This window comes from Amphibacillus marinus (assembly GCF_900110345.1).
GTDB lineage: Bacteria > Bacillota > Bacilli > Bacillales > Amphibacillaceae > Amphibacillus_D > Amphibacillus_D marinus.
Genome location: NZ_FODJ01000001.1, coordinates 411025 through 425563, shown reverse-complemented (window position 1 = coordinate 425563; position 14539 = coordinate 411025). Strand labels below are relative to the sequence as shown.

At 38.0% G+C, this 14539-nt stretch carries 18 protein-coding genes; all 18 read left to right on the top strand.

Annotated elements, in window-relative coordinates; genetic code table 11:
* The 18 genes from BM000_RS02090 to BM000_RS02005 all read left to right on the top strand — a co-directional run bounded on the left by BM000_RS02090 (window position 1) and on the right by BM000_RS02005 (window position 14537).
* A complete protein-coding gene (locus BM000_RS02090) occupies window positions 1-582 on the top strand; it encodes a hypothetical protein (RefSeq protein ID WP_091494275.1) in 582 nt (193 codons plus the stop codon).
* 28 nt (window positions 583-610) lie between these two features.
* Window positions 611-1966, top strand: coding sequence for a flagellar hook-length control protein FliK (locus tag BM000_RS02085; RefSeq protein WP_091494272.1), 1356 nt, complete (start codon window positions 611-613; stop codon window positions 1964-1966).
* Between the two features lie 3 nt (window positions 1967-1969).
* Entirely contained in the window at window positions 1970-2419 is a 450-nt protein-coding gene (flgD, locus tag BM000_RS02080) for a flagellar hook assembly protein FlgD (protein WP_091494269.1), read from the top strand.
* Between the two features lie 12 nt (window positions 2420-2431).
* Window positions 2432-2809, top strand: coding sequence for a TIGR02530 family flagellar biosynthesis protein (locus BM000_RS02075; protein WP_091494267.1), 378 nt, complete (start codon window positions 2432-2434; stop codon window positions 2807-2809).
* An 81-nt stretch (window positions 2810-2890) separates the two neighbouring features.
* Window positions 2891-3796: a flagellar basal body rod protein FlgG gene (flgG, locus tag BM000_RS02070; RefSeq protein ID WP_091494264.1), complete on the top strand. Its 906-nt coding sequence runs from the start codon at window positions 2891-2893 to the stop codon at window positions 3794-3796.
* A gap of 15 nt (window positions 3797-3811) precedes the next feature.
* Window positions 3812-4078, top strand: a complete 267-nt coding sequence (locus BM000_RS02065) for a flagellar FlbD family protein (protein WP_342708146.1) — start codon at window positions 3812-3814, stop codon at window positions 4076-4078.
* A complete protein-coding gene (locus BM000_RS02060; protein ID WP_091494261.1) occupies window positions 4059-4478 on the top strand; it encodes a flagellar basal body-associated FliL family protein in 420 nt (139 codons plus the stop codon). The genes BM000_RS02065 and BM000_RS02060 overlap by 20 nt, the downstream gene beginning before the upstream one ends.
* Window positions 4479-4505: 27 nt before the next feature.
* A complete protein-coding gene (fliM, locus tag BM000_RS02055) occupies window positions 4506-5507 on the top strand; it encodes a flagellar motor switch protein FliM (RefSeq protein WP_091494259.1) in 1002 nt (333 codons plus the stop codon).
* Window positions 5497-6654, top strand: coding sequence for a flagellar motor switch phosphatase FliY (gene fliY / locus BM000_RS02050; protein WP_091494256.1), 1158 nt, complete (start codon window positions 5497-5499; stop codon window positions 6652-6654). Before fliM ends, fliY begins: the two co-directional genes overlap by 11 nt.
* Before the next feature lie 20 nt (window positions 6655-6674).
* Entirely contained in the window at window positions 6675-7037 is a 363-nt protein-coding gene (locus BM000_RS02045) for a response regulator (protein ID WP_091494254.1), read from the top strand.
* Window positions 7038-7041: 4 nt separating this feature from the next.
* Complete coding sequence (locus BM000_RS02040) at window positions 7042-7698, top strand: flagellar biosynthetic protein FliO (protein WP_091494251.1); 657 nt, start codon at window positions 7042-7044, stop codon at window positions 7696-7698.
* Window positions 7691-8350, top strand: coding sequence for a flagellar type III secretion system pore protein FliP (fliP, locus tag BM000_RS02035; RefSeq protein ID WP_091494249.1), 660 nt, complete (start codon window positions 7691-7693; stop codon window positions 8348-8350). The genes BM000_RS02040 and fliP overlap by 8 nt, the downstream gene beginning before the upstream one ends.
* 20 nt (window positions 8351-8370) lie before the next feature.
* Entirely contained in the window at window positions 8371-8640 is a 270-nt protein-coding gene (gene fliQ / locus BM000_RS02030; RefSeq protein WP_091494247.1) for a flagellar biosynthesis protein FliQ, read from the top strand.
* A 4-nt stretch (window positions 8641-8644) separates the two neighbouring features.
* The gene (fliR, locus tag BM000_RS02025) at window positions 8645-9424 is read left to right on the top strand and encodes a flagellar biosynthetic protein FliR (protein ID WP_091494245.1); all 780 of its coding nucleotides are present in this window, start codon (window positions 8645-8647) and stop codon (window positions 9422-9424) included.
* 4 nt (window positions 9425-9428) lie between these two features.
* Window positions 9429-10505 (top strand): flagellar biosynthesis protein FlhB, encoded by a 1077-nt coding sequence (gene flhB / locus BM000_RS02020; RefSeq protein ID WP_091495025.1) that lies wholly within the window; start codon window positions 9429-9431, stop codon window positions 10503-10505.
* A 24-nt stretch (window positions 10506-10529) separates the two neighbouring features.
* The gene (flhA, locus tag BM000_RS02015) at window positions 10530-12563 is read left to right on the top strand and encodes a flagellar biosynthesis protein FlhA (protein ID WP_091494242.1); all 2034 of its coding nucleotides are present in this window, start codon (window positions 10530-10532) and stop codon (window positions 12561-12563) included.
* Window positions 12560-13669 (top strand): flagellar biosynthesis GTPase FlhF, encoded by a 1110-nt coding sequence (flhF, locus tag BM000_RS02010; protein WP_091494239.1) that lies wholly within the window; start codon window positions 12560-12562, stop codon window positions 13667-13669. Before flhA ends, flhF begins: the two co-directional genes overlap by 4 nt.
* Entirely contained in the window at window positions 13662-14537 is an 876-nt protein-coding gene (locus BM000_RS02005) for a MinD/ParA family protein (protein ID WP_091494237.1), read from the top strand. The genes flhF and BM000_RS02005 overlap by 8 nt, the downstream gene beginning before the upstream one ends.
* Window positions 14538-14539: the final 2 nt, after the last annotated feature.

The window sequence follows — 14539 nt, the reverse complement described above, 5'->3', positions numbered from 1 at the left end:
ATGTCACAAATTAAAGAAACACCAAAACAAAAAAACAATAATATCAGAAACTTAACCCTTGTGATTCTCGCTCTTCTTATTGTCATGATGGCGGTCCTTGTGTTTATTATGCCAATGTTTGGCTTTGAACCGTTAGAGCGACCGATTGGCTATGTGAAATCATTATTTGGCTCTTCCCAAGAAGCTGCTGGGGATGCTACTGCTAATTTTGAACAGACTGAGCAACGTTATCTGAGCCAAATTGAGCAATATGAAAATCAATTAAATGAAGCAGAAGTTGAATTAGCGCAAAGCTCCGCTGAGATTGATCGCTTAACACAAGATATTGTCAGATTAAATAATCAAATTGATAATTTGCGTGATGAAGCAGAGGAAGGTTCTGATGTACAGGAAAGCGTCTTAAGCCTAGCAAAAACATACACAGAGATGTCAGCGGTAAATGCTGCTGCGATCTTAGCTAATGTTTCTGATTCGCTAGCTATCTCTATTTTAAGAGAAATAAAAGAGAGTGAACGGGGCGCTATCTTAAGTGCGATGGATCCTGAGTTAGCTGCGCGTTATACAGAACAATTAGCTAATTAACAACAATTGAAGGGAGGTGAACTAAAAAATGATCAATCTTTTACCAATGCCGAGCATAGCACAGCAAGGTATTCGTTCACAGTTAACATCTACGTCATCAATATCATCAAGCTTTAATCAAGTCCTTCAGTTAGAACATGGGTTGCGTATACAAGAGCAACACCCAGAAGAAAGTGAAAGTATGATTGATGGACTTGTTGAGCTACTGAAGAACAACGAACTGATTACGTTTGATGACGAGGGGCACTTAGAAGAATTGCTAGTCCAATTAGATGAGCTAAGAGATAAATTAGGCTATCTCATTGATGATGAGAACTGGATTAATCGTATGCTAGCAGAGAATACAAGTGTTGAACAAATAAATGTAAGTGACCTGCTTGCGTTGACGCAAGAATTGCAGGATGAACTAGCTGAAGTCGATGAAACAGTAGCGATGCAATTCTTGTTATTTATCAATCTTTTGCAACATGATGCTGTTCGTTTACAAGAATCTGCAACCCATGCTAGTCAAGTGTTTGCCCCTACGTATAGCGCAGTTAATCTTGAGGGCCGAGAGCTCAATCAGGATTGGTTACATCAGGCACAGGACATACTCAGACATAGTAGCGAATTTGATCGAGAACAGGCTAAACAATTACTTCAGCTGTTAAAAGCAAACCTTTCATCAAATGGTGTGCTTACTCATTTTCCTAAAGTGGCAGATCAAACTGCTGAAGGTGATATTTTAGAACAAATCATGACAAGCTTTCAACGTAAAACCTATGTAGAGCAAAGAGGCTATAAGGCTGATGCAAGCGTAACGACGACTGATATCATGAAGTGGGTTAGAGGTGCGGTTGAACGGCTTGGTGCTAATGATTCAGAGCGAGAACAAGTATTTGGACAGCTGTATCAAGAGGCTACAGGCCATCATAAGCTTGAGCAATATACCCTCCATCTCGGAAATGGGGCTGAGGAAGGCGAGGCTTTAGCTCAACGGTTACTTGAGCAAATGGAGCAAACGTTAGCGAAAAGTCAATTTTTAAAATTAGGTAATAACCACAGTCAGCTGTTATTAAAGCTAACCCCACATGCGTTGGGGGAAATTAATGTTGCGCTTACTGAAATAGACGGTGAACTAATTGTGAAATTAAGTGCAGTTTCAGAGATGGCTAAAGAAGCACTTGAGGCCAATGTAAAGGAGCTACGCCACTTATTTTCGCCACATAACATTTTGATTGAAAAGCAGGAGCAGCCTGTTGTTGGTCCTGAACAACAACATAGTTTTACTGAGCACGACGAGCAGGAGCATGCTAATCAGCAAGAGCAAGCTCAACAAGGCGAAGAGCAGACTATGCAAGCTCAGTTAGATTTTGAAGAAATTCTATTAAATGAAAGGGTGTAACCATTGACAACAATTGATCCATCGTATTATTTGAGAAATCAACAGCGGTCAGCACCAAGTAGTGAGCTAGGTAAGGACGAGTTTTTGAGAATACTAATGGCGCAAATTCAAAATCAAGATCCACTAAATCCAATGGATGATCGTGAATTTATTGCGCAAATGACGACTTTTTCATCCTTAGAACAAATGATGAATATGAACAGTTCAATAACCCAGCTTGTAAACAATCAGATGGTATCACCGGTCATTCAGTTTAGTCATTTAATTGGTAAAGAGTTAAGTTATTATGCAATTGATAGTGAAACTGGAAAGGTTATTGAGCCGAAAGAAATAAAGCAAAGTACTGTTATTTCTATAAGTGAGAAGGAAGGCTTTGCCGTTATTGAACTTGCTAACGAAGATAAGATTTATACGGATGAGATTATTCGTATTACCCAACCTGCTCAAGCATAAAGGAGGGTTTAGATGGGACAACACATCCCACATATTGATCAACGAAGTCTAATACCAGCGGCTCATTCTTCCCGATCTAAACGAATGGATTTAGAAACGAGCCGATTTAGTGAGGTATTAAGAAATTCAGAACAGCAATTAAAGATAACGAAACATGCGCAACAGCGATTAAATCAGCGCAATATTAAGATTAACGAAGAAACATGGCAAGAGATTGCTTCGCACATGCAGCTAGCGAAGCAAAAAGGTATTACTGACTCTTTGGTAGTTACCTCAGAAGCGACCTTAGTCGTGAATGCTAAAAATAATACGATTATAACGGCCATGAACCGAGAAGAAGCAAGTAGTCGATTATTCACTAACATTAATGGCACAATTATTTTAGACTAAGGCTGGACCCTAAAATAGGGAAGCCTACAACCCTGTTGACTGACTGAGACAGGAGCTTTATTAACTAGGAGGAATTAGGTTATGTTACGTTCAATGTATTCAGGTATTGCGGGTATGAGAGGGTTCCAAACGCAATTAGATATTGTTGGAAACAATATTGCTAATGTAAATACTGTAGGTTTTAAGAAAGGCCGCGTTACCTTTCAAGATATGATGAGCCAGACTGTAGCTGGTGCATCGGCACCGACTGGCATTCGTGGTGGTGTAAATGCCCAGCAGGTTGGCTTGGGCTCACAAATAGGCTCAATTGATAACATCCATACACAAGGAAATCGACAAACGACCAATCGTGCGTTAGATTTAGCGTTAGAAGGAGATGGTATGTTTGTCTTTGCAACAGGTATTGCCCTTGATGCAAACGCAGTAGATATTGCCGATGTTAATCTGCAATACTCTCGTGCTGGTAATCTCTATTTGGATGACTTTGGCTATATTGTTAACCCTAATGGTCAGTATTTACTGGGTGTAAATGGTCTGACAGCTGAAGTAGAAGGACAAGAGCCAGATAATATTACAGTTGGTGCAGAGCAGGCAACACGAATTCGCATTCCAGAATCAGCTTCGAGCTTTAGTATTCAAGGGGATGGAACAGTTATCTATATTGATGCAAACAATCAAACACAAGAAGCGGGTCAGATTATGCTCGCTAACTTCTCTAATCCAGGCGGGTTGGAAAAAGTAGGTTCAAACATGTACCGTTCTTCTGTCAACGATGGTATGGTCGGAACAAATGGCATACCTCAATTAATTGCACCAGAAACACAGGGGGTAGCGCAGATTGTTTCAGGTGCACTTGAAATGTCTAATGTTGATTTAGCAGAGGAATTTACGGATATGATTGTTGGACAACGTGGCTTTCAAGCAAATACTAGAATTATCACAACTTCTGATGAAATCCTGCAAGAGCTTGTAAACCTTAAACGATAGTTTAAAAAGGAGGGGATGGAGCAAGTTTTAATAAACTTGCTCCTAACATATATGATTCAATTAACTCATTTTAGAGGAGATACCTTTATCCTAAATGCGATGTTTATTGAACGTGTTCAGGCATTGCCCGATACGACAATAACGTTACACAGTGGCAAAAAACTGGTTGTCAAAGAGTCTGTTGATGATGTGGTACTCGCTTCAATGACATATTATCAGCAGATTGGACTAGTGGGATCCCAGCAAAAGGTAGGTGTAAATAATGACCAACAAGGCGTTTAAAGTTGTTTTAACATGTTTAATAATGATTACCATTATCGGGTTAGCGCTCGTTATCTTCTTATTGCTAAACAACAATAATGCCGATAACGATGTCATTACGATTGATGACCAAATTGAGGCGTCATATATGACAGAAGCAATGAATATTGACTTAAGTGACAACCGTTACGCACAATTACAATTTCGGATCATTACGGACAGTGTGGATACGCGAGATGAGATGGAAAAGCGTATTTTTCAATTTCAAAATCTCTTAATTAAAGAAACTGTTGATATGAACTCGGAAGAATTGAATAGTGACCTAAGTGCGTTTGAAACAAGATTAAAGGATGAAATGAATGTATTTATGGAAGACGGAGAAATTACTGATATTTTCATCGTAAGTAAAATTATTCAATAATAACTCCATTATAGGAGGTGAAATGACATGGCAGATGAAGTTCTATCCCAGAGTGAAATAGATGCACTTTTATCAGCATTATCATCAGGAGAAATGGATGCAAATCAGCTAAAAGAAGAGGAAAAGGAGAAAAAAGTACGTGTCTATGATTTTAAGCGTGCGCTTCGTTTCTCAAAAGACCAAATAAGAAGCATTTCTAGAATACATGAAAATTATGCTAGAATGCTGACGACATATTTTTCAGCTCAATTACGTACATATGTGCATATCTCGGTTGCTTCTGTTGATCAGATTCCATATGAAGAATTTATTCGCTCTATTCCGACAATGACGGTTCTTAATGTTTTTAGTGTCGCGCCATTGGACGGAAGAATTATTTTTGAAATAAACCCAAACATTGCATATGCAATGTTGGACCGAACCTTAGGTGGAAAAGGTAGTAGCCTCAATAAGATTGAAAGCTTAACGGAAATAGAATCAACATTAATGTCGAATCTGTTTGAGAAATCTTTGGATAATCTACAAGATGCCTGGTCCTCTGTTGCGGAGATTGATCCAGTGCTTGAGGAGTTTGAGGTTAATCCACAATTTCTTCAGCTAGTCTCGCCTAATGAGACGGTTGTAGTCGTTTCATTAAATACGACAATTGGCGATACCAGTGGAATGATCAATATTTGTATTCCCCATGTTGTACTTGAGCCAATAATTCCAAGACTTTCTGTTCATTACTGGATGCAAAATGAAGGGCAAAAGGAACGAAAGCATGGTGAATATGAGTTGTTAACAGAGAACCTTGAGGGAACTGTGTTAGACTTAAAAGTTATTTTGGGAAAAACAAACATTACCGTTAATGATTTTCTAAATATCGAAAAAGGTCATGTCCTCCATCTTAACCAAGCTATTAACGAAGCTTTGACGATGGAGTCAGCGGATGAGATGATTTACTTGGTCCAACCGGGTAAGAGTAGGAACAAAGTCGCGGTTCAAATTATTGCAGAAAAAGAAGGAGGGAACCAAGATGATGAGTGATGGCATGCTCTCGCAGGATGAAATTGATGCGTTATTGACAGGAAACGATGATCAACAAGACATAGATTTTGATAATGAGGATGTAGAACAAAATATTTCACAAATCATGTCTGATCTAGAAAGAGATGCTTTAGGTGAGATAGGGAATATCTCGTTTGGTAGTTCGGCGACGACATTATCAAAATTGTTAAATCAAAAAGTAGATATTACAACGCCCACTGTCTCGGTAATTAAAAGGGACAACTTGGAAGAAGAATTCCCACATCCCCACGTTGGTGTTGAAGTTAAATATACTGAGGGTTTTGAAGGGATAAATTTATTTGTTCTAAAAACAAATGATGCTGCAATTATCGCTGATTTAATGCTTGGTGGTAATGGTGAAGCAGCTAATATTGAGTTGACTGATATTCATATGAGTGCAGTCCAAGAAGCGATGAATCAAATGATGGGGACAGCTGCAACTAGTATGTCAACAGTTTTTTCAAAGCGAATTGATATTTCACCACCATCAACAATGATGTTAGACGTTAAGGATGAAGCAAGTGATGCCTATATTCCAGATGCTGATATACTTGTCAAAGTTTCATTCCAATTAAAAATTGGTAGCTTAATTGATTCAAATATTATGCAGTTACTCCCTACTTCATTTGCTAAAGATATGGTTGATAGCCTGTTAAATGGTGAATCAAACAGTGAGAATAGTGGTAATGACCAAGAGGCACTTGACCAAGATCTAAGTTTATCTGAGCAGAGCGAGTCAATTGGCACGATGCGGACAGATAAAGAGCAGGTACAACAGACGATAGGTCAACCGACTAGACAAGATACAACGGTACAAACTGCTAAGTTTTCCGAATTCGAGGAGGTTAAATTGCCACAGGTGGAAAAGCAAAATTTAAATATGTTGTTAGACATTCCGTTACAAGTAACTGTTGAATTAGGAAGAACGAAACGAGCGGTCAAGGATATTTTAGAGTTTTCCTCGGGCTCCATTATTGAGCTTGATAAGTTAGCGGGTGAGCCGGTAGATATACTGGTAAATAACAAGCTAATTGCAGAAGGAGAAGTTGTCGTCATTGATGAGAATTTTGGTGTTCGCGTTACGGATATTGTCAGTCAGTCAGCACGCTTAAAAAAACTAAAGTAATCGTAATGGAGGTTTAATGGATGGCTAAGAGAGTATTAATTGTTGACGATGCAGCTTTTATGCGCATGATGATTAAAGATATATTAATTAAGAATGGCTTTGATGTTGTAGGTGAGGCGCAGGATGGGAATCAGGCGGTGGAGAAGTATGATGAATTAAAACCAGACCTCGTGACAATGGATATTACCATGCCTGATAAGGACGGAATTACTGCGTTAAAAGAGATCATTGAGTCACATCCACACGCCACTATTATTATGTGTTCAGCTATGGGCCAGCAAGCGATGGTAATTGATGCTATCCAGGCGGGTGCAAAAGACTTTATAGTCAAACCATTTCAAGCAGAACGTGTTTTAGAGGCAATTAATAAAGCATTGGATTGATCACATGAAAAAAGTATGGATTAGTGTTATGTTATTAATTGTTTTAAATCCACTTCTTATTCATGCAAATGATGAGAATGATTCTGTTACTGATCACTTTGAGTTGAACAATCAGCAGGAAACACCTAATTCGACTGCTGAAGTAGACGATCTTAACCAAGGGCTTGAGATTGAAAGTGAAGTAAGTACTAATGAGCGCCCTGGAATACTTGTCCTCTCCTTCCAATTGTTTTTTAGTTTGGTCCTCATTATCGGACTTATTTACGGCCTATTAAAGCTGTTTAATCGCATTGGTAAGCAAAAGAACCAAACAACTGTCTTGAACAATCTTGGGGGATTGTCATTGGGGTCAAACAAATCCATTCAATTAATAAAGGTGGGGGAACGTGTCTATCTAATCGGAGTAGGTAATGATGTTACTTTGATAGATGAATTAAAGGATGCTGAATTAATTGACAAGATAGATGCCAATGACCGTTCAAGTCGCGATGAATTAAAGTTTAGTTTTCTAAAGGACTTGAAGTCAAAATGGTCGCAAAAAGACAATGATGAGCACAATGAGCAAGCTTTTGCATCATTATTTAAGGGAGAAGTAGATGCTATGAGAAAAAAACGTCAAGAAATTCACTCCGTGATAAAGGAAGATATGAATCATGATTGATATTTTCTCAAATACGGATATCGAGTCAGTCTCATCGGCAGTACAGCTACTACTATTACTAACCGTCTTCTCCCTTGCGCCAAGTATCTTAATTTTAATGACAAGCTTTACGCGAATCATTATTGTGTTGTCTTTTACCCGAACATCCCTAGCAACACAACAGATGCCACCTAACCAAATCTTAGTTGGTATTGCGTTATTTATGACTTTTTTTATTATGGCACCAACTTTTCAACAAATTAATGAAGAGGCACTATCACCGCTTTTAAATGAGGAGATTGGCCTTGAAGAAGCCTATGATTTAGCAAGTTCGCCAGTCAAACATTTTATGGCTGATCATACGCGGCAAAAAGATTTAACCTTATTTTTAAATTACGCTAATGTCGACACAATTGAGTCAATCGATGACATCCCTCTGACTGCGTTGGTTCCTGCTTTTGCAATTAGTGAACTGAGGACGGCGTTCATGATGGGCTTTCTTATTTTTATTCCTTTCTTAGTAATTGATATGACAGTAGCTAGCGTGCTAATGTCAATGGGGATGATGATGCTTCCACCAGTTATGATTTCATTACCGTTTAAAGTGCTCTTATTTGTGTTAGTGGATGGGTGGTATCTTATTACAGATGCTTTACTATCAGGATTTAATTAGGAATAGAGAGGTGACAATTAATGAGTGCAGAGTTTGTGATTAACCTTGCCGAGCAAGGCGTTTTTACCATTTTAATGGTGGCCGGTCCATTGCTAATCCTCGCTTTAAGTGTGGGACTTTTAGTTAGTATTTTCCAAGCAACAACGCAAATTCAAGAACAAACCTTGGCCTTCATTCCTAAAATTGTCGCGGTGCTATTTGGTTTAATTTTTTTTGGACCGTGGATGCTTACACAAGTTGTTGAGTTCACAACAAATATTTTGCAGAATTTAAATCAGTTTGTAGGGTAATCGTATGCTAACACTAATCGATCTTAATGGATTACCTGCCTTTTTACTTATTTTTTCAAGAATAATCGCGTTTATGACAACGGTCCCGATTTTCTCATATCGAAATATACCTAACCCACTAAAAATTGGTTTAAGCATTTTTGTCAGCTTATTACTCGTTTTTAGTCTTGATTTACCGACACTTTCAATTGATTTATTTTTTGTTTTCTTAATAATAAAAGAAGCACTAGTTGGCATTATCCTTGGGTTAGTTGCTTATGTTATTCTTGCATCTGTGCAAATAGCTGGGGGGTTTATTGACTTCCAAATGGGTTTTGCCATTGCCAATGTTGTTGATCCTCAAACAGGTGCTCAAGGTCCAGTAATTGGTCAATATTTCTACACCTTCGCTATTTTATTTATTCTTGCGGTTGATGCTCACCACATCTTTATTAATGGAATTTGGTATAGTTTTGAAGTTATTCCGTTTGATCAATACATTTCCTTTGATCAGAGTGGCTTTATTTTAACTGTTATAACAATGTTTAATCAACTGTTCATTATGGCATTTCAGATGGCCATTCCAATTGTGGGAAGTCTGTTTTTAGTTGACGTCGCGCTTGGTATTATTGCACGTACTGTTCCACAACTCAATGTTTTTGTAGTTGGACTTCCATTAAAAATAACCGTATCTTTGTTTCTAATTGGGATGTTCATTGCACTATATATTGGCTTAGTAAGAAGAATGTTTGGCTATATAATTGAAATGATGAATGTATTTATGCGGTTATTAGGAGGGATTTGACTTGATGCTTCAGCTTGATTTGCAATTTTTTTCGGGTGAAAAAACGGAAAAGGCAACCCCGAAAAAAAGAGAAGATACCCGGAAAAAGGGGCAAGTGGCCAAGAGTCAAGATTTGAATACTGCAATTCTTCTATTTCTAATGTTTCTTACCTTTATTGCAATTGGACCATTCTGGAAAGAAAGAATGACAAACTTGTTTAGTCGTACGTTTTCTGAGTTTATTTTTACAAATGTTACGCAGGGCTCGATTCACTTAGTGTTTATTGAGGTCGTTAATTACATGGCTATTACAATTGCGCCTGTATTAGTGGTTGCTGTTATTGCTGGAATTAGTGCTACATTTTTACAAATTGGCTTTTTATTTACGACAGAGCCACTTCAATTTAAGCTAGATAAATTAAATCCTATTTCAGGGGCGAAAAAGATATTTTCAATTAGAGCTATTGTTGAACTAGTCAAATCTTTATTAAAAATTGCCATTATTGGGACAGTCACATTTTCAGTTCTATGGCTCAATAAGGATGAAATGATGATGCTAGCTCAAGGAAATATTGATAGTGCACTGTCTTTCTTTGGTCGAACGGCTACCCAAATGGGGATTTATGCTTCTATTGCTATTTTAATTCTCGGCATTCTTGATTATGGTTATCAGCGCTTTGATTATGAAAAGAACATTAGAATGTCAAAAAACGACATAAAGGATGAACATAAGAACATTGAAGGTGATCCGCTTATCAAGTCCAAAATTAAGGAAAAGCAACGGCAAATGGCGATGAGGAGGATGATGAGTGATGTCCCTCAAGCTGATGTAGTCATTACGAATCCAACACACTTTGCTATTGCCATTAAGTATGATGAAACAAAAGCCGATGCCCCTTATGTTGTTGCTAAAGGTGTAGATTATGTTGCATTGAAGATCCGTCAGATTGCAACAAATCACGATGTGATGCTCGTTGAAAATCGTCCTCTAGCAAGAGCATTATATGCAGAGGCTGAGATAGGTCAAGCAATTAATGAATCATTTTATCAAGCGGTGGCTGAAGTGTTGGCCTATGTCTATCAAGTTGAGAAAAGAGCTTAACGTAGCCTGTAAGGAGAGAGAAATATGAAGCTGAAAGATTTATCTGTATTATTATTTGTCATTATCATTATCGTCATGCTGATCATTCCGTTACCAGGCTGGTTATTGAGCTTTTTAATTTTATTAAATATAACGTTGTCTCTTATTGTTATTCTAGTTGCCATGAATGCCTCTGAAGCATTGGATTTTTCTATTTTGCCTTCTTTATTACTCCTGCTAACTTTGTTTAGATTAGGTTTAAATGTATCGACAACACGATCAATTTTAAGTGAACAAACAGCAGGAAATGTAGTAGAGACATTTGGTAGCTTTGTTATTGGTGGTAACCCACTCGTAGGTTTTGTGGTTTTTGTTATTTTAATTATTATCCAGTTTCTTGTTATTACCAAAGGAAGTGAACGGGTATCTGAGGTAGGAGCAAGGTTTACCTTAGATGCTATGCCAGGGAAACAAATGAGTATTGACGCTGATCTCAATGCTGGGCTGATTAATGAACAACAAGCAAAGGAACGACGCAAGAAAATTGAACGAGAAGCTGATTTCTATGGTGCGATGGATGGGGCCAGTAAATTTGTTAAAGGAGATGCAATTGCTGGTATTCTCATTGTCATCATCAATATTGTGTTTGGACTCATTATTGGTATGATGCAATACAATATGGCTTTTGGCGAGGCAATTGCTACTTATATGCGCCTAACCGTTGGTGATGGGTTAGTCAGTCAAATTCCCGCATTATTAGTATCAACAGCAACTGGTATTATTGTGACACGAGCTGCTTCTGATGATAACTTAAGCAGTGACGTGACTAATCAACTTTTGCAATACCCTAAGTTGCTCTATGTTTCAGGCGTATCAATTTTTTTATTCGGTTTAACCCCAATTAACTTTTGGTTAACGACACCCATTGCGATTTTATTAATAGCTGGGGGTTATTTACTTGATCGGCCTAACCAGTCTGAGTTAGTCGATCAAGCGGTTGAAGATGAGGAAGAAACAAGCAAACAAATGAAGTCTCAAGAAAATGTTGTCGATCTTATTAGTATGGATCCGATCGAATTTGAATTTGGTTATGCATTGATTCCATTAGTAGACGCTTCTCAAGGTGGCGACCTAATGGATCGCATTGTCATGATTCGCCGCCAGCTTGCTATTGAGTTAGGTATTGTTATTCCAGTGGTAAGGATTAGAGATAATATCCAGCTACCACCAAATGCTTATCAGCTCAAGGTCAAAGGTAATGAGGTGGCACATGGCGAGTTAATGCTAGACCATTACTTAGCCATGACGCCAGGCTTTGATGATAATGAACTTGATGGTATTGATACAAATGAGCCTGCGTTTGGTCTTCCAGCAAAGTGGATTGCAGAGGAAGTAAAGGACGATGCAGAGTTATCAGGCTATACTGTAGTAGATCCGCCTTCTGTGGTTTCCACACATATTACAGAAATAATTAAACGGTATGCTCATGCTTTATTAGGCAGACAAGAGACAAAACAGCTTATTGACCATTTAAAAGAGTCATACCCTATTTTAGTTGAAGAGGTTACTCCAGAGCCACTAAGTATTGGTGATGTGCAAAAGGTGTTAGCTAAACTACTAAGAGAGCAAGTTTCAGTGCGGAACTTACCCGTAATTTTTGAAACACTTGCTGACTTCGGGAAAATGACTAATGATCCTGAGTTGCTAGGTGAGTACGCTAGGCAAGCCCTTGCAGCGCAAATTACAAAACAATATACGAATGGTTCTAAATCATTACGTGTGATTACTGTATCTGGAAAGGTTGAACAATTAATTGCTGATCATGTTCAGCAAACAGAGCATGGCAATTACTTAGCCTTAGATCCAGATAGTCAGCAACGCTTAATTAAAGCGGTCACTGGAAAAATAGAGCGGTTATCTTTACAAGAGGAGACACCTATTATTCTATGCTCACCAACTATTCGCATGTATATTAAGCAGTTACTTGAGCGCTTCTTTCCGCATACGGTCGTATTATCGTATAATGAATTAGAATCAGATATAGATATACAAAGTGCTGGGGTGGTGGATATAGAATGAGAATAAAAAAATTTATAGCACCAACGATGCCAGAAGTGATGGATCAGGTAAAACAGGAGTTGGGTTCTGAAGCAGTTATCTTGAATTCTAAAGTCATTCATAAGGGTGGCGTACTTGGTTTATTTAAAAAAAGAAATATTGAAGTCGTAGCAGCTATCGAGCCTCATCCTGTTCAGCAAAGGAAACAACAAAGTGCGCACAAACACTCGAATAGCAGTGTAACTGAATCAAGTTCTAATATAGCAGTATTGGAGGAATTACGATCACTGCGAAAGATGATTCAAGCAAATCCAAGAGAAGGTGATGATGAGAGACCTATCCTAATTAAGGAATTCTTAAGCTTTCTAATGAAGCAAGATATAAAGCAAGATATTGCTGAAGAAATTACTACGCATCTATATGAGTCCAATCTTGGTGATGAAACGCTTTTTGCAGATTTGCTAGCAGATTTTAAAGTGTATTTGCTCAACCACTTTCAGCAAAAAAAATGTGGTAGCAAGACGTTCGCGACTCGGTTTATTCATTTGGTAGGTCCAACTGGTGTAGGCAAAACAACAACAATAGCAAAGTTGGCCGCGAAAAGCTTACTAAAAGACGGCAAAAAGGTGGCGTTAATTACAACTGATACCTATCGTATCGCTGCAATTGAGCAATTGCGTACTTATGCCAAAATTCTAGATATTCCGCTAGAGATCGCTTATAACATAGAAGATTATCAAAAAGCACGCTTAAAGTTTCAAGCTTATGATACGGTTTTCGTTGATACAGCTGGGCGTAATTTCCAAGATGAGAAATACATTAACGAACTCGGTAACGTAGTGGATCTTGATCATGATATTGAAACATATTTAGTGATGGCATTGACAGCGAAAGCTGCTGATTTAGATAGTATTTATAAGAAGTTTGCAACTGTCCCAATTAAAGGATTAATTCTGACTAAGCAGGATGAAACAGCATCAATGGGTTCAGTACTGAATTTAACCTATGCCAATCCGATTTCTATTGCTTTTATTACAAATGGTCAAGATGTACCTGACGATATTGTTGATCCAACACCAGCTTATCTAACAGAATTATTAACCAAAGGTAACCATTCGCATGTATAGAGATCAAGCTGAGCAACTTAGGAAAAACATGCAAGTTAACGACAAATACTCACATGGTGAACGTGCAACGGTAATTTCTGTGATTAGTGGTAAAGGCGGAGTTGGCAAGTCTAACGTAACCTTGAACTTTGCCTTAACACTCGGACAGCAGAATAAATCAGTGCTAATTATTGATTTAGATATTGGCATGGGTAATATTGATATTCTACTCGGTCATCAATCTCGGCATTCAATTGTTGAACTGTTTGAGCAACGACTATCGATCCAAGACATCATTGAACATACACCTAATAATATCTCATACATCTCTGGTGGTTCTGGTTTATCAACATTATTTCAGATGAGTGAGCAAAAGCTATCTTATTTCCTAGATCAATTTGGCTGGCTCTTATCGAGCTATGATTATATTTTCCTAGATATGGGTGCAGGTGTGACAAGTGATAGTTTATCTTTTATCTTATCAGCGGATCATTGTTTCGTCGTGACAACACCAGAGCCGACAGCGATGATGGATGCCTATGCTATGATGAAGCATGTCCATCAACAGAATAAGGAGCTTCCTTTTTATTTATTGATTAATCGAGCAGAATCAATTAGAGAGGGAAGAAAGGCTCTGGCTAGACTTCAAGCAGTTTCTGAACGATTTTTAGGGAAAAGTATCGAATATCTGGGTATTTTGCTTTATGATAAGGTTGTATCAAGAGCGGTTATTAAGCAAGTTCCATTTACACGCTTTGCCCCCAATGCTAGTGTTTCAAAGCAACTTAAGCAGATTGTCAGTGTATATTTATCGGAGTCTCAACCAGCTAATCAAAAGGTAGAACATACATTTATCGCTAAGTTTAAAAGCTTCTTTACAGAAAGGTAGTT